The sequence below is a fragment of the Flavobacterium nitrogenifigens genome (genome assembly GCF_003254565.1).
GTDB lineage: Bacteria > Bacteroidota > Bacteroidia > Flavobacteriales > Flavobacteriaceae > Flavobacterium > Flavobacterium nitrogenifigens.
Genome location: NZ_QJRI01000154.1, coordinates 1 through 19,861, shown reverse-complemented (window position 1 = coordinate 19,861; position 19,861 = coordinate 1). Strand labels below are relative to the sequence as shown.

The following is a 19,861-nucleotide window of genomic DNA, read 5'->3' as shown; positions in this document are numbered from 1 at the left end:
TTATTACCCTTAAAAGATTTGAAAATAACACTTTACGACTTTTTTTGTTGATTAATAAAAGAGAGGATTTATCAAAACAAATTTGATAAATCCTCTCTTAAAATTATTGGCGTAAATTATTGATTTACAATTGCAGTGCCGGGAAGCGTTTCTCCGCCTGGATTGGCATCTTTTTCGTAAACATCTTGAAAGAAACCAACTTCTCCTTTTTCATTTACCAATGAAGTAAAATATGTAATGAAAATGGGTACTTTTTTTGTCAGTTTAAAACTGTTCTCTACTTTACCGTCCATAGCTTTATCGATTTTTGCCTGAGTCCATTCTGGATAATCTTTCAGCATGGCAACAGCAAGTTCTTTAGCCATTTTTACATTAATACATCCGTGGCTGAAAGTTCTTTTTTCAAAATCGAACAAAGTTTTAGATGGCGTATCGTGCATATATATATCATCAGGATTTGGAAACACGAATTTTACCAATCCTAAAGAGTTATCTGGTCCTGGTTTCTGTCTTACTTGACCGTTAACCATTTCCATATTTTTTTCTTCAAGATAATTTGGATCTTCAGCCATTTTAGATCTTAATTCATTTTGTACAATACTTTGCGGGACTGTCCAATAGGGGCTAAAAACAATTCGATCAATTTCTCCATTAAAAATGGTAGTTTTAGTCAAAGGTGCCCCGACAAATACAGGGGAAGTCAAAACTACTTTTCCGTTTTTTACATAAATCAATTCGTAAGAAGGAACGTTAACCAAAACATACTCATCGCTGGCAGCAATTTTGGCCGAAATCTCACGGCATCTTTCCATGTTAAGTTTTAAAGTTGTAAGCTTATCTTCAAGCGGAATATTCATTTCGTTAATGTGCTCTTCAGCCAAAATATAATTCGGTTTAAATCCGTTGCGGACTTTGTATTTCATTACAGCATCCATTAATTCACGATCATAAACATTGCTTTTAGAATCGGTTTTTAGATCTCCTAATAAATACAAACGAGTTCTAACTTGTGCAATAGTGCTTGAAACTGCATCTGGACGTAACTCTTTATATGGAGATTCTTCTGGAACAATAGGTCTGTATTTGCTAGATTTTTCTAATCTTTTGTATTTTTTAAGAGCATCTTGCAGTTTGTAATATTGGTCAAATTCAACTTTTTCATTTGTTGCAATTGCTGTTGTTTCTTGCTCTTCCAATGTGCTGTAGTTTAAGAAATCTTTCAGCATATCATTATAAGCCAATTTTTTCTTGTCGGCATTACTTTTTTTAGTGTAGACTATATATAATGAACTCAAAAGCATATCTGCATCGGTTTGAGAAAGTGTGCTTTTATCTGATGAAGCACTAAACAATTGATCTATTTCTTTTTGATAAGGAATAATTAAATCATTTGTTTTTTTTGCTTTTTCATACAAAACAGAACCAAACTCATTGATTTCATCTTCGTCAAACCAAATAGTTCCTAGTGTTCTGGTTTTGTACAACGACATGATATCCGATTTATATTTTTTTAAATCAGAATACCTTTTAAAGAATCCGTTCGAAATTTCGTTTACATCATTTTGACTGCGGTAAACGGTTGAATGATTTGAAGCTTTTTTATATTTAAAATTGTTGTTTTCAATTCTGTTAAAAGAAAATAGAAAAAAACTCAAACTTAAAATTACGGTGAATGAATATAATGTTTTCATTTTTTTAATTTTTACGTTATTACTTTTCTGTGTAAGTTTTTAGGTAAAAATTTGGGGTTTTTCTACACTGCTAAATTACTACTGAAGAGCTCGAAACATGTTTTCTGATTTTATTTAAATGTTGCGAAATTGCCATGTCTTTAAGCTTTCTTTAACTTATATCAACATGCGTTAAGAATTGTTACCTTTATATTGAAGAAAAAATATTTTCTTATTTATTAACATAATGTTATTTGACTGATCAAATATTAAAATAATTTGTACATTGGTCGCTTAAAATTATCATATTCATAAAATGGAACAACAAATACCATATATTCCTAAAAATAAAGTAAGAATTGTTACTGCTGCTTCGCTTTTTGACGGACATGATGCAGCCATAAATATTATGCGACGCATTATCCAGTCTACAGGTGTTGAGGTAATTCACCTTGGACATGACAGAAGCGTAGAAGAAGTGGTAAATACCGCTATTCAAGAAGATGCCAATGCAATTGCAATGACTTCTTACCAAGGCGGACACAACGAATACTTTAAATATATGTATGATTTGCTTCGCGAAAAAGGAGCTGGGCATATTAAGATTTTTGGCGGCGGAGGCGGAGTGATTCTTCCAAGCGAAATTTCAGAATTACATGAATATGGAATTACTAGAATTTATTCTCCAGACGATGGACGTTCTCTAGGTTTGCAAGGAATGATTAATGACTTGGTTCAGCGTGCTGATTTTCCTATCGGGGATAAATTAAACGGTGAAGTAGATCATATCGAAAACAAAGTTCCAACAGCAATTGCGCGTTTGATTTCGGCAGCAGAAAACTTTCCAGAAATTGCAAAACCTGTTTTTGATAAAATTCATGAAAATAATGCGACTTCTAAAATTCCAGTTTTAGGAATCACAGGAACAGGAGGAGCAGGAAAATCTTCTTTGGTGGACGAATTGGTTCGCCGATTTTTAATCGATTTCCCAGAAAAAACAATCGGATTGATTTCTGTCGATCCTTCTAAGAGAAAAACAGGAGGAGCACTTTTAGGAGACAGAATCCGTATGAATGCCATCAATAATCCTCGTGTTTATATGCGTTCGCTGGCGACACGTCAGTCAAATTTGGCTTTGTCTAAATATGTAGCCGAAGCGATTCAGGTTCTAAAAGCGGCAAAATACGATTTGATTATTCTGGAAACTTCAGGAATTGGTCAGTCTGATACTGAAATTATGGATCATTCAGATGTTTCTTTATATGTAATGACACCAGAGTTTGGAGCGGCAACACAATTGGAAAAAATCGATATGCTTGATTTTGCCGATTTAGTGGCTTTAAACAAATTTGATAAACGTGGTGCGCTTGATGCTTTGCGCGATGTAAAAAAACAATATCAAAGAAACCATAATCTTTGGGATAAAAGCCCAGACGAAATGCCAGTTTTCGGAACGATTGCATCGCAGTTTAACGATCCTGGAATGAACACGCTTTACAAGGCAATTATGGATAAAGTGGTTGAAAAAACGGCTTCAGATTTGAAATCGACTTTTACCATCACAAAAGAAATGAGCGAGAAAATCTTCGTGATTCCTCCTGGAAGAACGCGTTATTTATCGGAAATTGCAGAGAATAATAGATCTTATGACGAAATTGCACTTTCGCAGCAAAAAGTAGCTCAGAAATTATACGGAATTTTCAAAACCATTGAATCGGTTTCTGGTAAAGTTCCTCAGATTACAAAAGCAGGAATTGACGATTCGACTGTTTTACCAAGCGGAATTGCAGAACACGACGAAAACAGAATCTTTTTAAATCTTTTACTAAATCAATTCGATAAAGTAAAAATGGACTTAGATCCGTACAATTGGGAAATTATTCTGAATTGGGATGAAAAAGTAGCGAAATACAAAAATCCGGTTTACTCGTTTAAAGTCCGTGATAAAGAAATCAAGATTGCAACGCATTCTGAGAGTTTATCACATTTACAGATTCCGAAAATTGCTTTGCCTAAATATGAAGGCTGGGGCGATATCTTGCGTTGGAATTTACAGGAAAATGTTCCTGGAGAATTTCCGTTTGCTTCGGGACTATATCCGTTTAAACGTGAAGGCGAAGATCCTTCAAGAATGTTTGCGGGCGAGGGCGGACCAGAACGAACCAATAAACGTTTTCATTATGTGAGCGCGGGAATGCCTGCAAAACGTCTTTCGACAGCTTTTGACAGCGTAACTTTATACGGAAACGATCCAGATTTGCGTCCGGATATTTACGGTAAAATTGGAAATGCAGGAGTTTCAATCTGCTGCCTTGACGATGCAAAAAAACTATATTCAGGTTTCGATTTGGTTCATGCTTTGACTTCGGTAAGTATGACCATTAATGGACCTGCGCCAATGCTGTTAGGTTTCTTTATGAATGCCGCAATCGATCAGCAATGCGAGATTTATATCAAAGCAAATGATTTAGAAAAAGAAGTTGAGGCAAAAATCAACAAACTTTATAAAGATAAAGGAATCGAAAGACCGAAATACCAAGGCGAACTTCCTGCCGGAAACAATGGTTTAGGATTGATGCTTTTGGGTGTTACGGGAGATCAGGTTTTGCCTTTGGAGGTTTATAACGAAATAAAAGTAAAAACGTTAGCTCAAGTTCGTGGAACGGTTCAGGCCGATATTTTAAAAGAAGATCAGGCGCAAAACACTTGTATTTTCTCCACCGAATTTGCACTGCGCTTAATGGGCGACGTTCAGGAATATTTTATCACTAAAAACGTTCGTAATTTCTATTCAGTTTCGATTTCAGGATATCATATTGCCGAGGCGGGAGCGAACCCAATTACGCAATTGGCCTTTACGCTTTCAAATGGTTTCACTTACGTGGAATACTATTTGAGCCGCGGCATGAACATCAACGATTTTGGACCAAACTTATCTTTCTTCTTCTCCAACGGAGTAGATCCAGAATATTCAGTAATTGGTCGTGTGGCGCGTAAAATTTGGGCAAAAGCCATGAAAAACAAATACGGAGCCAACGAGAGAGCACAAATGCTGAAATATCACATTCAAACTTCTGGACGTTCGTTACACGCGCAGGAAATTGATTTCAATGATATTAGAACGACTTTACAGGCTTTATACGCGATTTATGATAACTGTAATTCATTGCACACAAACGCTTATGACGAAGCGATTACAACGCCAACAGAAGAATCTGTTCGTCGTGCAATGGCGATTCAGTTGATTATTAATAAAGAGTTAGGTTTAGCGAAAAACGAAAACCCAATTCAAGGTTCGTTCATCATCGAAGAATTAACTGATTTAGTTGAAGCTGCAGTTCTTCAAGAATTCGATAGAATTACAGAACGTGGCGGAGTTCTTGGCGCAATGGAAACGATGTACCAAAGATCTAAAATTCAGGAAGAAAGTTTGTATTATGAAACTTTAAAACACAACGGAGATTTCCCAATCGTGGGTGTAAACACGTTCTTGAGTTCAAAAGGTTCGCCAACGGTAATTCCAGCTGAGGTTATTCGTGCAACCGAAGAAGAAAAACAATACCAGATTACGATGCTGGATAACTTGCACAATTTCCACGAAGCAAAAGTAAACGAGCATCTAAATACGTTACAGCAAGCCGCTATTAAAAACGAAAACTTATTCGATCATTTAATGGAAGCGACAAAGGTTTGTTCTTTGGGTCAGATTACTTCGGCGTTGTTTGAAGTTGGTGGGCAGTATAGAAGGAATATGTAATTTTTGATTTTTAATTATATGGAAAAACCTCTCAGAAATGAGAGGTTTTTTATTTGAATGAACCTTTAATAAGGCCAAAGGCCTATAATCATCCAGCATTGGGCAAAGCCCAATGTCTGTAATAACATCCAATAAGAAAGCGCTGAAGGGGCGCAAGCTATTAGATAATGAGAATATCTATCGCCCTTTCAGGGCTTAGAGTTACATTGAGTGTTATGTGATAGGACATTCTGATAGGGTTGATAGGGCGTTGCCCTATTTTATAGCTGTTAACCTTTCAAGCTTTTATGCAGGTTTTTAAGAATCTGAGTCATTTAATAAATTTCATAGAATAATCCTATTATCAAATATAGCCCGTGGTTTCAACCACGGGTACACAATGCAAGCAAGACAAATATTACGTTCCCGTGGTTGAAACCACGGGCTATGTTTATATCGTTTTGGAATAGCAAATAAGAAAATGGTATTATTTTCTCCTTACGTCAGAAATGACAAATATTGTGTCTAAATGTTGCAGTTAAATATTCTCACCCATTTGGCTTATATCGCAACGCATCGTTGTGAGTATTGGTTCAAATCCTGCCTTTTTATAAGCGTTGACAGCGGCTTCATTATCATGATATACATCTAATCTAACTTCGGTTATTCCCTGAGATAAAACCCATTTCTTAAGATGATCGATTAATAGATTATTAAGGCCACGTCCTCTAAATTCTGGATCTACAAACATAAAACCAAGATACCCGAAAAATTCATGTTTTTGATAAGGTTTAGCTTGTCTGATTTGTGCATATCCACAACCAATAATTTGATTGCTAAAGTCTATAACCAAAAGTTCTGACTTGGGGTCAGAAATAAATTCCTCTATACTATAATAAAAAATCTCTCCTTCTTTTAATGTTATGTCAAAGGGTCTTTCTGCATTTACTAAAAATTGAAGAAATTCGGCAAGTTTAGGTAAATCTGTATTTACAGCTTGCCTGATCGATATATCTTTTGTGTTGTCATTCATATCTCAAATATATTGAAAATAAATTTGCTTCGCTATTGTGAATGTCTTGCTTGTGAACATAAAGTTTATTTTATCCAGTTTGTCATAAATGACAAGATTGTGGGGATCTTATTTTAAATAACAAAAAGCCTCATTTCTAAAAGCTTTAGTTGTCTAAACATATTTTAAAAGTAATATATTTGAGCGAATTTATTTATATAAAAAAAAGATGAATATTCCGCAGTTACTTATTCTTTTAAGACTTTTAATGGCGCCGGTAATTTTATTTCTAGGCTGGAAATTTGGAGAAAACGGTGCTTTAGCAATTTTGATTCTTATGTATATCGGTTTGTTTAGTGATATTTTTGATGGAATAATTGCCCGAAAACAAAATATTTCAACAGAAAAATTACGACGATTGGATAGCCAGGTCGATATGCTGTTTTGGGTTTCAATAGGAGTTAGTTCGTGGTTTATATTTCCTCAACTTATCAATGCAAACATCTATTATATAGGTTTGCTTTTTGGTATGGAAATTTTATGCTACATAACCAGTTTCGTTAAATTTGGGAAAGAAACCTGTACGCATGCTTTTCTTTCTAAACTTTGGGGCTTAACGCTACTTGCTGCTTTTACGTCAATTTTAGGATTTGGACATACAGGATTTCCATTTGCATTAGCAATAATTATGGGATTAATATCTCATTTGGATGTAATACTGATCATTTTAATATTGCCGAATTGGCAGCATGATATTCCAAGTTCTTATCATGCTTATTTAATTAGAAAAGGTATTGCGTTTAAAAAGAGTAAATTATTGAATAGTTAAGAAATTGAATTAACTAATTTAAATGAAAGTAGTACTAGAAAATAAAGGCATTAAAACAGATACTTATTATATACCACCTTTTACTTTGTATGAAGGTGAAATAATTGTTTTGTATTTGTACAATGGAAAACATTTATATGATACTGAGATTTTTCTCAGAAATATTTTTTGTGGTAAAATCAAGCATGAAAATGTGACCTTGTATAGAAAAATGACCTTTGCTGAGGATTTGAAAAGATCTTACTTCAGGGATACTTTTTTTCCTTTAACAACAGTAAAAAGATACCTTCAGAAAAGTGCAAATCGTAAGAGTCCATTGTATCAAAAAATATTTGAAGATAAATGGAAATGGATAACGCCTGAAACAAGATTGGAGAAAATACCAGGTACGCCTAAAAAGCTGTTGACCTTATATGCGGCGCTTTCAAAGACGAAAGATATAGTATTTGATCTTGGAGCATTGGATGATGAAGGGTATGAGTATTCCTTTAAAGCAATAGAAGGAATTATAAAACAAGATGGCGGTTCGGCAATTTTATTGCATTGTTTTGATAATATGGAAGAATATGCATCTAATATTGTTTCCCTTGAATGGAACGCGGGTTATCCTCCGGAGGGAAATGAATTTCAATTCAATATTTAAATAGAAAGTTATTTCTTTAAAATAAAAAACCTCTCAGAAATGAGAGGTTTTTTTGTTTATAGATTTTTACTTATATATTTACATTTAATAAGAAACTTACTAAATAGACCCCAATGAATAGAAAACTACTTTTATTTTTTATACTGTGTATTTTTATCGAAACCAGTGCTCAACAGAAAATATATGATTTCACGAGCCATACATGGGGATTTAGGCAATTTAATGGAAAGCTGATATTCGAAGCAAGTGAAGCTGATACTGGACGCGAAATATGGGAAAGTGATGGGACTACTTCTGGCACAAAATTAATAAAAGATATATACCCAGGTTTAGAATCTTCTGTTACAGGACTAGAAACAGGTACAGCAATCAATAATATTTTTTATTTTATTGCAAAAGATGAAAGTTCTTCTGGAGAGATATGGAAAACAGATGGAACAGAAGCTGGAACTGTAAAAGTTACAAATTTTATTGATGGAAGAACTTCGAGTCTTACAGCTGTTGGAAATTCAATTTATTTTTTAATTCAGGAAGAATATAAATTGCAGGTTTGGAAAACAGATGCAACAACAGGAGTATCAGTATTGATTAAAGATAATATGCCAATTTGGAATACACCATCTTTTCAAGGCAAATGCAATAACACCTTTATATTTACATTTCAGCCTTATGGAACAAATGATTCCAGAGTTTGGAGGAGTAATGGAACTTCAGAAGGTACTTTTCCAATAACAGGCGAAATAGATGGAAATGGATCTTATCCTAGTGGCACATCTGGATTAACACAATATATAGAACATAATAATAAATTGTATTTTGTTAGTAGAAATTATTTGCATGAAACTGATGGAACCCTTGAAAACACAAAAGTGATAGGTGACGTTTGGATAGCCCAACAGTATTTGGTGCATCATAGTAGTGTTATCGAGGCAAACAATAATTTGTATTTTATGTTTTTTTCTGCCGATTTGAACAAATTGTCGATATGGAAATTTGATTCAGTTAATAGCAATGTAGCCGAAATATACAGCAAAACAAGTAATCACTATTTTTCTCCCTCAAATTTTACTAAAACAGATAATTCTTTGCTTTTTTCAAGCGCAAATGAAACAGGAGGGGCGTCTTTAGTGTCATTAAATCTTTTAGACAATACAGTGAAAAATTTTGGAGAAATATCAAACGGTATAGAAAAGCCTTTTATTTTTATAGACATGATAGACGCCTCTACACTTTTGAAAATTAATGATAACGAATATTATATAGCATCAGTAGTCGAAGATAATTTTACAAAAGGGTTTATTTTAAATTTAAGTTCAAATTCGCTTCAGCAAATTAGTGCATTGGAAAATGTGGTAAGATTTGTTTCTTTCAATGATTATCTCTATTATTCTAAAGATAAGATGTTCTGGAAGTATGCTAATAACTTAAGTGTTCCAGTAGTAGAGAATAAATTGTCTTTAGTTTTCTATCCAAATCCTTCAAGAGATTTTATAAGTATAAAGGCCGAAAATGATACTCAGATTGAAGGTTTGCAAATTTTTGATTTGAACGGAAGATTGGTAAGTACTCCATCATTGGATTTAAATAATAAAATTGATATTTCTAAATTGAATCAAGGTTCATATCTATTGAAAGCAAAAGTGAATGGAGCTTTGATTTCGAAGAAAATAATCAAAAACTAACGGGAGCATAAAGTAATGTGCGAGACACTTATGGAATGAGAACAATAAAATTTTTAAGTTATCCTGTAAATAAAAAACCACTCAAAAATGAGAGGTTTTTTTATATCTGTTTCAAGAAATTAAACTTTCTTTTTTATCGTTGTTTTCGGTTTACGTTTTAGTTTTTCTATTAAAGCATCGGCTTTTGCATTTTCACAAATAAAACGTAACGATTCTGCGTAGCGGTAATAATATACAGGTTCTAAATCTGTGGTAAGGGAAAATAGTTTGGAGTACCATTCGGCCGCTTTTTCGAGTTCGCAGTTTGAATACGATGAATTTCCAAGTTTTTGAAACAAGTCTACAGATCTGTACCCCTTTGCAGCAACCTTCTCGTAGGTTTTTATAACGTCGACATAAGCGTATTTTTCGCCGACTTTATCGGTTCTATAATAGGTTTCATTTTGCGCAGCTGCACGAAATGAAAATACGATTAACAGTACTAAAATAGCTAGTTCTCTCTGCATAGGTTTTTAGTTTTGGTTGTGGTATTTAATCGTATTCATTAATTGTTTTTGAAAATCTTAAAACTGCAAAAAGCAGTTAAAAACAATTATAAACTTCACTTATTTATTTTTATTGTATGCTTAATGCAATTTTAGTGTACAAATATATGTAAATCAATAATATGAAGTAAGTTTAGACGATGTTTTGTAAATAAAACCTGTTATATTACATTTTTAAAAGCAATTGATTTTAAATGTTTTGCAGAAATTGGCAGAAAATGATTTACAGCTTCATTATTATATAATAACTTTATATAAGTAAAGAATATCAAAATGACAATACAGGAATATCTGAATAGAATAGAGGCCTTGCACAATGAGAAAAGCAAAACTGCATATCCAAATGATTCAGATTTGGAATTTTGCATTCAACAAATAAAAGAAATCAATACTGAGCCATCTTTTTCTTTTGATGTTTTATTTCAAACGCCAGCTTCGGAAATAATAATTGTAAATAATGATGTTATAAAAATCTTTGCAGATCATTTAGGGTTGCTCTTCTTAGAAGAAAAAGAATCTGGAAATGTTTGTTTTGCCAACAGTGAAGAGGTGCGTCCGGAATATCGACAGAGTTTCAACCTGATAGATTTCTTAGATTATATTTATGCTTTTATGCATTCTTCTGTATATAAAGAATCGAAAATAATAATGATTTCATCAGAGACCACGCTTTTTTGGAAGCTGGTAAAAATGGGTTCGGATTTGAAAGGAAAATATAAATAAGGAGATAATTTATTTGAGTTGCTTACTGCTTAAATTTGTTGCTGAGAATTATCATTTAAAAGTTATTATTGAAAAAAAATGAAGGTTTTTTCTTATTTTTGTAAAATAGAATAATATAAAGAAAAATGAAAGAAGAAGGAGTTATTCAAATATTTGAAAAGAAGAAGGTAAGGACAGTTTGGGACGAAGAACAAGAAAAATGGTATTTTTCTATTATTGATGTTATACAAGTATTAACTGATAGTCTTAATGCAAGAAAGTATTGGAGTGTACTAAAACTTCGCCTAAAGAAAGAAGGCAGTGAGTTGACTACAAATTGTAGTCAACTGAAAATGCAAGCCACCGATGGTAAATATTATAAAACAGATGTCGCAGATACGGAACAATTATTTAGATTAATACAATCTATTCCTTCTCCAAAAGCAGAACCCTTTAAATTATGGCTTGCACAAATTGCATCTGAACGTTTAGATGAAATGCAAGATCCTGAAATAACGATAGATCGAGCTTTAGAACAATATATGCAGCTAGGTTATTCAGAAAGTTGGATTAATCAGAGATTAAAAAGTATCGAAATTCGAAATGAATTAACTAGAGAATGGAAAAACAGAGGTGTTAAGGAAGGAATGGAGTTTGCCATTTTAACAGATATTATTTCAAAAACCTGGTCTGGAAAAACAACAAAAGAATATAAAATACTAAAAGGACTGAAAAAGGAAAATTTGCGAGATAATATGTCTAATACTGAATTAATTTTGAATATGCTTGCAGAAGCGTCTACTAAAGATATTTCAAATGCGACAAAACCTGAAAATTTTGATGAAAGTAGGGAAGTAGCAAAACAAGGAGGGAATGTTGCTAAAGTTGCTCTAAACGAATTGGAATCTAAAACAGGAAAAAAAGTAGTAACTTCTTTGAACTCGAAAGATTTTATCGAGAAAAGAATTGAGAAATAGAATGAAAACAAAAAAAGCAGCTCCTGGTACGAGCTGCTTTTCTAATTTTTAGGGCAAAAAATTAACGACGGAAAGATGGACTCTGGTTTACAGATTGGTCTAACTTTACAGTCTTAACTTTTTTCGCAGCGACTTTAATTTCGTGTTTTGCAACTTTGTCGTTTGCTTTCACTTCAAGAACATAAGTTCCAGCAGGAAAACTTTCTAAACTAATTGTTTTTGAAACTTCTAATTTGTCTGCTGCAGATTCTCCCGCATAAAGTAAGTTGTGATTCTCGTCGTAGATTGAGAAAGATGCATTTTCTACAGTGTCTAAAGTAAAGCTAACTACTTTTCCGTTTCCTGTTTTGATATTTAAAATGTAATCACCTTTTCCATCAATGGCGTAGGTAAACACAGTCGCTAAAAAAAAGGCAGCAACTAAACCAGCTTTGGTAAATTTTGTCATGTTTTTTTTAAATTGTTAATTACTAAATGTGGAACGCGTAAAACTACAAATACAAATTTAATTTTTAGCAATAAAAAGGTGTTTTTAAATCATTAAGTTATTGAATTGTAATCATTTCGGCATTTTGTTTAAACTATGTACGTATTTACTGGGCTTTTGGATTGCTTTTTAGAAAATAATTTTTAACACTTAAAAATCAAATAGTTGTAATTAATAAGAATAATTTTCAGAAAATGATCCTTGCCTATAATTTTATATTTGCCATAAAATAAAAAAACAGCTCCTATAACCACAAAGAGCTGTTTCTTAAAACGTAATTTTTAAATTTTCTAACCTCGATTTATACCTTTTTTGTGCGTATAGATTCTTAGCGTGAAGCAACACTTGAATTTTTAGCAAAACCAGCTTTATAGACCAATGAAACTGCATTTCTTGATAAAGATGCATTATCATCTATTGTAATTTCATATTTTGCTTTTTTCATGTTGTCTTCTACTTCTAAGAAATAAGTCCCTTCAGGAAATTCTTCTAGACTGAAAGTTCTTAAAATTCCATTTTTTCCAGATGCACTTTCAGAATAAATTAAAGTTCCATCCTTGTCATAAATAGCTAAATTGGCTTTCTGTACTTTGTTAAGTGCGAAAGTGATCAGTTTTCCATTAGCTTTTAATACATGAAGATTAAATTCTCCATTTCCATCAATTGCGTAAGTGCTTATTCCTGTGAAAAGCAACGCTGCTACTAAACTCAATTTTGCAATCTTTTTCATGGTACTTAGGTTTTAAATTATTAGTTCTAATTCTCTGATGCTAAATTACTTATGTATTGCGTGAAAAAGCGCAACTGTATTTTCCTATTTCTATGCTATATTCTCATTTACGAAACCGTTATAGGTTAAAACGTGAATTATTTTTAATGTTTTTGTTAATTCATTTATTATTTTTCAATGTTTTTCTTGATTTTGAATTTACAATGAGCTAAGAATTTATTTACATATAGAATGTGTGTTTAACCGCAAAGCTCGCAAAGATTTACGCAGAGAGCGCTAAGAATTATTATACAAGAGTTTTATAAAAGCTAAAAAGTTCGCAAAGCTTTGCCAAAAAAACTTTGCGAACTTTGCGTAGACCTTTGCGTCTTTGCGGTAAAAAAAACAAAAAAAACAGCTCAATAACCACAAAGAGCTGTTTCTAAAACTTTTGAAAGTTTTTAAACTTACTAACTATCTAACCTCACTTTTATACTTTATGAAAGCATAAACTTTTTTAGCGTGTTGCCACACTTGTATTTTTAGCAAAACCTGCTTTGTAAACTGAAGAAACAGCGCTTTTAGATAAAACAGTTGAATCGTCAGTAATAGTGATTTCGTATTTTGCTTTTTTTGTATCGTTTTCTACTTCTAAGAAATAAGTTCCTTCTGGAAACTCTTCTAGACTAAAAGTTCTTAAAATTCCATCTTTACCTGAAGCGGTTTCAGAATAAATTAGAGATCCGTCTTTGTCATAAATAGCTAAGTTGGCTTTTTGTGTTTGGTTAAGACCAAATGTGATCATTTTACCATTAGCTTTAATAACATGCAGATTAAAATCTGCTGTTCCATCAATTGCATATGTGCTAATTCCTGTAAAAAGCAACGCTGCTACTAAACTCAATCTAATAATCTTTTTCATGGTATTTAGTTTTTAAATTAATAGTTCTAATTCTCTGATGCTAAATTACTTTAGTTGTAAGTAAAAAATCAATACTATATTTGCTGATTTCGATGCTATATTCTCATTTACGAAACCGTTATATGTTAAAATTTGAATTATTTTTAGCATTTTCACTAAAACGCCTATTATTTTTCAAAGTTTTTAATGGTTTTTAATTTACAATGGCATAATGATTTCTTTAAAAAATGTAGGAAGTTTTGAAAGATGCTAAGGTTTTGAGATACTAAGATTCTAAGTTTTTATTTGGATTGTGTATTGTAACGCAAAGGGTGCAGAGGTCACGCAAAGTTCACAAAGGTTTATTTGAGTAATTTTATAGAATAAAAAAAGTTCGCAAAGCTTTATGAAATAAAACTTTGCGAACTTTGCGGTTAAAATAAAAAAGTATAGAGCAAAAAAAAAACAGCTCAGTAACCACAAAGAGCTGTTTTTAAAACTTTTGAAAGTTTTTAACTTACTAACTATCTAACCTCACTTTTTATACTGTATTAGAGTATAAAGTTTTAAGTGCCGTGAAGAATTGCACTTAACCTTAATATTTTCTTAGTTAAGAGAAACAGTTCCTTTTGAAGACAAAACAGAACTATTAGCGTTAACAGTAATATCGTATTTTACTTTTTTGAAGCTATCAGCAACTTCTAAAATATATTTTCCTTGTGGGAATTCTTCTAAACTGAACGTTCTTAAGATTCCGTCTTTACCAGAAGCGTTTTCAGTATAGATTAAATCACCATTTGTATCGTATATACTAATAACTGCTTTTTGCAATTGATTAATTCCAAAAGCAATTACCTTGCCATTTCCTTTTAATACGTGAAGATTTAACGTTTCATTGCCATCAATTGCATAAGTACTCATTCCTGTTAGAAGTACTGCACATACTAAACTTAATTTCATAATCTTTTTCATATTCTATAGTATTAAATTTTTTTTGTTCATTTCTCTGATGCAAAGTTATAGCAGCATATGTGGTATTTTAACATCTGTATTTTCCAATTTATATGCTATATTCTCATTTACGAAACCGTTATATGTTAAAATTTGACTTTAATGTTGTGTTTTTGTTAATTTGATTGTTTTTATTCAAAGTTTTTAAAAAACGCATTGCTTATTAAAATTTCTATTTTTCTTACAATTTTTAGCATATTTATATAAAATCAGGTTTTAAATAGGATAAATAGAAAAAAAGTGATGAAAAAAAATAAGACTCTAAAAAAAAGCTGATTTTGATATAAATTTTTCAGCGTTAAGAATGTTATTTTAATGTAAAATTCGCATTTACGAAACCGTTATAGGTTAAAATTTAAATTATTTTAGGTGATTTTGTTAAATTTGCTATTATTTTTTAAAGAAATTATCATGAAGACTATTGCCCCAGCTCTAGAAGTGATAACTAACTCATACGGAAGTTCTTTTACCTACACTAAACACGCCGAAAAGACCAATAGCAAAGCTCATTTATGGCATTATCATCCAGAAATTGAGTTGGTTTATATAAATGGCGGGGCTGGAAAAAGACAAATAGGAAGCCATGTTTCTTATTATACCAATGGTAGTTTACTTTTAATAGGAGCTAATTTACCGCATTGCGGTTTCACAAATGAACAAACAGGAAATACAAATGAAACTGTTATTCATATAAAACCTGAATTTTTGGGAAGCGATTTTTTTGTTGCTCCCGAAATGAAAAAGGTGCAAAATATTTTGAAACAAGCTAAGGGCGGAATTGCTTTTGGTGGTGAAACGAAAAAGCGTATCGGAAAGAAAATTGAAATGATGGAAAACGAACCTCCATTTCAAAGATTAATGACGCTTTTGAATGTTTTAGACGAACTGGAATCAGCTGAGGAATATACCATTTTAAATGCTGACGGATTTTCGATGGAATTGCAAACTCAAGACAATGATCGTATGAATGTGGTTTTCAATTTTGTAAAAGATCATTTTCAGGAATCTATTTCTATAGATGAGGTTTCTAGTTTGGTAAGCATGACCACGCCATCATTTTGCCGTTATTTTAAGAAAATTTCAAACAAAACATTTACTGAGTTTGTAAATGAATATCGTTTAGTGCATGCTTCTAAGCTTCTGGCAGAACAGCCAATCAGTATAAATGAGGTTTGTTACGAGAGCGGTTTTAATAATTTCAGCCACTTTAGTAAATCATTTAAGCAATATACTGGTAAAAGCGCTTCGCAATACCGTCACGAACATAAGATTATAATTAGCTAGTTTTAGCTTGAATTTTTTTAGCCACGAATTCACGAATTTTTTATTATTAATTCGTGAATTCGTGGCTTTTTTTTTATTCCATGATTTACGCAAATTGTTATAAAGTAATTAGTGAAATTCATTTTGTATTAAGGTTATTTAATAAAATTCGTGAATTCGTGGCTATTTTTTTTTACTACAAAGCAGGTGGGATTTTTCATATATTTTATTCTGAAAAAAGTTATATTTACAAACCCTAATCAGAAAAAAAATATCAAAATGAAGAAATTTAAAACGCTATTGTCTGCATTTTTGCTTTGTCTTACCACCATGACATACGCTGCAAAAGTAGACACACTTCAAGTTGCCAGTACCGCAATGGGAAAAACTTATAAAGCTGCGGTAGTTTTACCAAATTCTTATGCGAAGAGCAAATCAACTTTTCCTGTAATGTATCTGCTGCATGGTGCATACGGACATTTTAGCGATTGGCTTAAAAATACTCCAAACAAAAAACTGGTTCACAATCTAGCAGACCAATATAATATGATTATTGTAATGCCAGAAGGAGAGACGTTCAGTTTTTATATTGATAGCCCTGTAAATAAAGAAAGTCAGTTTGAGACTTTTGTTACGCAGGAAGTAATTCAAAAAGTCGACAAGACATACCGAACAATTGCCAATAAAAACGGAAGAGTAATCACGGGACTTTCTATGGGAGGCCACGGCGCTTTGTATTTATCGGCTAGACATCCCGATTTATTTTGTGCTGCCGGAAGTATGAGTGGTGCTGTAGATATGAGCACGATGCTCAATAGAGATTCTTCGGCTCAAATCGTAAAATTAATGCAACCTGTTTTTGGTGATAAAAGTGGTAGTACTGAATTGTATGAGCAAAATTCTGTTTTAAGAATGGCTGATAAAATAAAAGCGAACAAATTGCCACTTATAATAGATTGCGGTGTAGACGATTTTTTGATTGAGCCAAATAGAGAATTGCACAGAAGATTGGTTTACAATAAAGTTGATCATGATTATACAGAACGTCCTGGAGCTCATACATGGGATTATTGGGAAAACTCACTTCCGTATCACGCATTATTTTTTAATAAAATATTGCTTAAAACCAAAACGAAGTAATTACGGAATTAATATTTTTTAAACAGTAAATATTATATTGTTTTATTTTTGAGTTATGTTTTTTAAGAAATTGATAAGATAGACCTTTTGTTTTAAAAAATAAAAGGTCTTTTTTTATTTGCAAAAATCATTGCGTACTACTTTTCTTTCTTCTTGCATTCCGTTCATCGATTATTTTTGAATGATATCGATTTTACTTCTTTTTAATGGAGAGCAGTTGTGTTATTAACTAATTTTAACAAATGTTTTTCCCCCCTGATCGATAATGTCAGATTTATTTCTGAGGGTCAAGTCTTTTTTATAAGAGTTTTTTAGATTTTGTGCTTCATAATTTTTGAAGATGGTTTATTATTTACATGTAATTGCCAAATCTGCAAACTATCTGGTTTTTTGCTAATGTAATGGTATTCTAAATACTATTATTATGAAAAAAACTATTCTTTATCACATGAAGATTATACATGAATTGTGTAAAATCTTTCGTTGTTTCTTTATTAATTTGGTTTTCCCAAATTTTAGTTTGGTGAAAATTATGGTGCATAAAAAACATCAGTTTTTTTTGATGGTTCTTTTTATGCTATTTGCTTTCCAACCTTATTTGCATTCACAAGCTATATCTGGAGCAGCTGTACAAGCTAATTTTGGTATTGATGCAGATGTTTATGCAAACAAAGAACAATTTTTAGTTCCCCCAACGGTTTCTGGTATTTATGATGACTGGTTTTTTAGCGCTGCTTTTGCTAATGGAACTGGTCAAAATGTTATCGATCAGACTAATGCGGCGGGACTAAAAACATCAATCCAAGCTAATAATAATTTTACATTCGAAAAAAGAATGTCGAAACCCAAAAATACCATGGTTGGTAATTATTTGTGGATTGATGCTGTGTACGGGCGTGATGGAAATTCAACGCAGAGTAACAACGATTCTAATACTTTTTCTGGAAATTCTAACAAGAATGGTGATAACCCGACAACTTGGGCTTTAGGTTCAGGTAGTATCCCTCAAAAAGATGATATTGTAGATGTATACGGCTATTTAAGAAGAGACTTATCTCCAGCCGCATTAGCAATTAATCCTAATGGAGTTTTATGGGGGTATGGAGGAGCGTCTAAAATTTCTTCAGATGGGAATTCACATTTTGATTTTGAATTTTTTAGAACAGAAGTAAGTTTTAACGGTAGTGCATTATTGGGTACTGGTAGTCAAGCAGGACACACAGCCTGGACTTTTGATGCCACCGGAAAAATACTTGTCCCTGGTGACGTGCTTGTTGCCATCGATTTTGAAAATGGTGGAACAAAACCACTTGGTAGTGTAAGGGTTTGGATGTCTAGTGCTGATATCGCTAATTTTAACTCAAGACCTAACAGACCATTTGATCTTACTGGTGTTTTTGACCAAGGTAATGGTGCACCTCCTTACGGATATGCTGAAATAAAAGCAAAAGGAGGAGGTATACTTACAAATGTTTTTGCAGTTGTTAATGTATCGGCTGCTACATTAGGACCACCTTGGGGAACTTTAGAAGGTTCGCAAGCCTCTTTTCAGGATAATTATAAAGCTTTGCAGTTTACAGAGTTTGGACTTAATTTGACAGCGTTAGGACTGGATAGCCGAAATGTTAACCAAAGTCCTTGTTCAAATTTATTAGGTTCTCTGATCGTAAAAACAAGATCTTCATCTTCATTTACTGCAGAGTTAAAAGATTTTTCAGGGCCTTATTTATTCGGAAATATTACGGATGTAGCCGTAGTAGGTAATGTTAGTAACCCATTAACCTGTAATAATACAACGGCTACTTTAACAGCAACACCAACTCCAGCAAATGCTACTATAAAATGGTACGGGCCTTCACCTGATGGTATAGCCGATGGACCTTTTATACCAGGGAATGCGCCAGTTGTATCTGTTAAGGGAGTTTATACAGTATATGCTTATACAAATTTAGAAGGCTGTTTTGCTAAAAAAACAGTCACAGTTCTTGAAAATAAAGAACCGCCAAATGTTAATGCAGGGGGTGATAAAGCCTTAACTTGTTTGATAACGTCAATAAAACTGTCGGGTTCATCAAGTACGCCTAATGCTACTTATTTATGGAGTACATTGGACGGAAATATTGTTTCAGATGGTACAACTCTGACACCAACTGTAGATAAGGCTGGAACTTATACATTAACAGTCACTGATCCTGTAAACGGATGTAAAAAATCAGATGATGTAGTTGTAACAAATACTCCGCCAACACCTATTAATATAACCTGTCCTGGAGATAATATAAAAAGTTCTTGTTTTTATGCCGATCAGGCAGCAGTTAATGCTGCTTTTGAAATCTTCAAACAAGGTTTTACAGCTTCAGGAGGTAACGGAACTTTAGTGACCTCTGGATTGGAAAATTTAACTCCTCCACTTTTATGTGGTGGAACCGTAACAGTAAACTTCAAAGTGACTGATGATTGCGGTTTAGAGAAAACATGTTCAGCAACTTTCACCATCACAGCTCCAGCGGCAGTTACTCCTGAAGCTCCGACAGCGGTTAACGCTTCAGCCTGC

15 protein-coding genes and 1 pseudogene are annotated in these 19,861 nt (G+C 32.7%); 9 read left to right on the top strand and 7 right to left on the bottom strand.

Features of this window, described 5'->3' with window-relative positions; all coding sequences use genetic code 11:
• Positions 1 to 116 precede the first annotated feature (116 nt).
• Positions 117 to 1,691 (bottom strand): L,D-transpeptidase family protein, encoded by a 1,575-nt coding sequence (locus DM397_RS01860; RefSeq protein ID WP_111375928.1) that lies wholly within the window; start codon positions 1,689 to 1,691, stop codon positions 117 to 119.
• A 295-nt stretch (positions 1,692 to 1,986) separates the two neighbouring features.
• On the opposite strand from DM397_RS01860, the gene DM397_RS01855 reads away from it, so the two are divergent.
• Entirely contained in the window at positions 1,987 to 5,427 is a 3,441-nt protein-coding gene (locus tag DM397_RS01855) for a methylmalonyl-CoA mutase family protein (RefSeq protein WP_111375927.1), read from the top strand.
• A gap of 517 nt (positions 5,428 to 5,944) precedes the next feature.
• Here the strand turns inward: DM397_RS01855 and DM397_RS01850 are convergent.
• Positions 5,945 to 6,439 carry a GNAT family N-acetyltransferase gene (locus DM397_RS01850; RefSeq protein WP_111375926.1) on the bottom strand — a complete coding sequence of 165 codons (495 nt, stop codon included), beginning with the start codon at positions 6,437 to 6,439 and terminating at the stop codon, positions 5,945 to 5,947.
• Positions 6,440 to 6,647: 208 nt separating this feature from the next.
• Between DM397_RS01850 and DM397_RS01845 the strand changes: the two genes are divergently transcribed.
• From DM397_RS01845 to DM397_RS01835, 3 genes are all read left to right on the top strand, one after another.
• A complete protein-coding gene (locus tag DM397_RS01845; protein ID WP_111375925.1) occupies positions 6,648 to 7,247 on the top strand; it encodes a CDP-alcohol phosphatidyltransferase family protein in 600 nt (199 codons plus the stop codon).
• Positions 7,248 to 7,269: 22 nt separating this feature from the next.
• Positions 7,270 to 7,890 (top strand): hypothetical protein, encoded by a 621-nt coding sequence (locus DM397_RS01840; RefSeq protein ID WP_111375924.1) that lies wholly within the window; start codon positions 7,270 to 7,272, stop codon positions 7,888 to 7,890.
• 113 nt (positions 7,891 to 8,003) lie between these two features.
• Complete coding sequence (locus DM397_RS01835; protein WP_111375923.1) at positions 8,004 to 9,572, top strand: T9SS type A sorting domain-containing protein; 1,569 nt, start codon at positions 8,004 to 8,006, stop codon at positions 9,570 to 9,572.
• Between the two features lie 119 nt (positions 9,573 to 9,691).
• Here the strand turns inward: DM397_RS01835 and DM397_RS01830 are convergent, their stop codons facing one another.
• On the bottom strand, positions 9,692 to 10,078 hold the full coding sequence (locus DM397_RS01830; protein WP_111375922.1) for a flagellar motor protein MotB: 387 nt from the start codon (positions 10,076 to 10,078) through the stop codon (positions 9,692 to 9,694).
• A gap of 312 nt (positions 10,079 to 10,390) precedes the next feature.
• Here DM397_RS01830 and DM397_RS01825 point away from each other — a divergent pair, with 312 nt between their 5' ends.
• On the top strand, positions 10,391 to 10,840 hold the full coding sequence (locus DM397_RS01825; RefSeq protein WP_111375921.1) for a hypothetical protein: 450 nt from the start codon (positions 10,391 to 10,393) through the stop codon (positions 10,838 to 10,840).
• Between the two features lie 125 nt (positions 10,841 to 10,965).
• Entirely contained in the window at positions 10,966 to 11,796 is an 831-nt protein-coding gene (locus DM397_RS01820; protein ID WP_111375920.1) for a BRO-N domain-containing protein, read from the top strand.
• A 61-nt stretch (positions 11,797 to 11,857) separates the two neighbouring features.
• On the opposite strand, the gene DM397_RS01815 is transcribed toward DM397_RS01820, so the two are convergent.
• The 4 genes from DM397_RS01815 to DM397_RS01800 form a co-directional block, all read right to left on the bottom strand.
• The gene (locus DM397_RS01815; protein WP_111375919.1) at positions 11,858 to 12,244 is read right to left on the bottom strand and encodes a secretion protein; all 387 of its coding nucleotides are present in this window, start codon (positions 12,242 to 12,244) and stop codon (positions 11,858 to 11,860) included.
• Between the two features lie 367 nt (positions 12,245 to 12,611).
• A complete protein-coding gene (locus tag DM397_RS01810; protein WP_111375918.1) occupies positions 12,612 to 13,013 on the bottom strand; it encodes a T9SS type A sorting domain-containing protein in 402 nt (133 codons plus the stop codon).
• 496 nt (positions 13,014 to 13,509) lie between these two features.
• A complete protein-coding gene (locus DM397_RS01805) occupies positions 13,510 to 13,914 on the bottom strand; it encodes a T9SS type A sorting domain-containing protein (RefSeq protein ID WP_111375917.1) in 405 nt (134 codons plus the stop codon).
• Positions 13,915 to 14,499: 585 nt separating this feature from the next.
• The gene (locus tag DM397_RS01800) at positions 14,500 to 14,865 is read right to left on the bottom strand and encodes a secretion protein (protein ID WP_111375916.1); all 366 of its coding nucleotides are present in this window, start codon (positions 14,863 to 14,865) and stop codon (positions 14,500 to 14,502) included.
• A 450-nt stretch (positions 14,866 to 15,315) separates the two neighbouring features.
• Between DM397_RS01800 and DM397_RS01795 the strand changes: the two genes are divergently transcribed.
• From DM397_RS01795 to DM397_RS01785, 3 genes and pseudogenes are all read left to right on the top strand, one after another.
• Positions 15,316 to 16,188, top strand: a complete 873-nt coding sequence (locus DM397_RS01795) for an AraC family transcriptional regulator (protein WP_111375915.1) — start codon at positions 15,316 to 15,318, stop codon at positions 16,186 to 16,188.
• A gap of 258 nt (positions 16,189 to 16,446) precedes the next feature.
• Complete coding sequence (locus DM397_RS01790) at positions 16,447 to 17,307, top strand: alpha/beta hydrolase (RefSeq protein ID WP_111375949.1); 861 nt, start codon at positions 16,447 to 16,449, stop codon at positions 17,305 to 17,307.
• Between the two features lie 424 nt (positions 17,308 to 17,731).
• Positions 17,732 to 19,861: pseudogene (locus DM397_RS01785) on the top strand (immunoglobulin domain-containing protein); the annotation flags it as partial.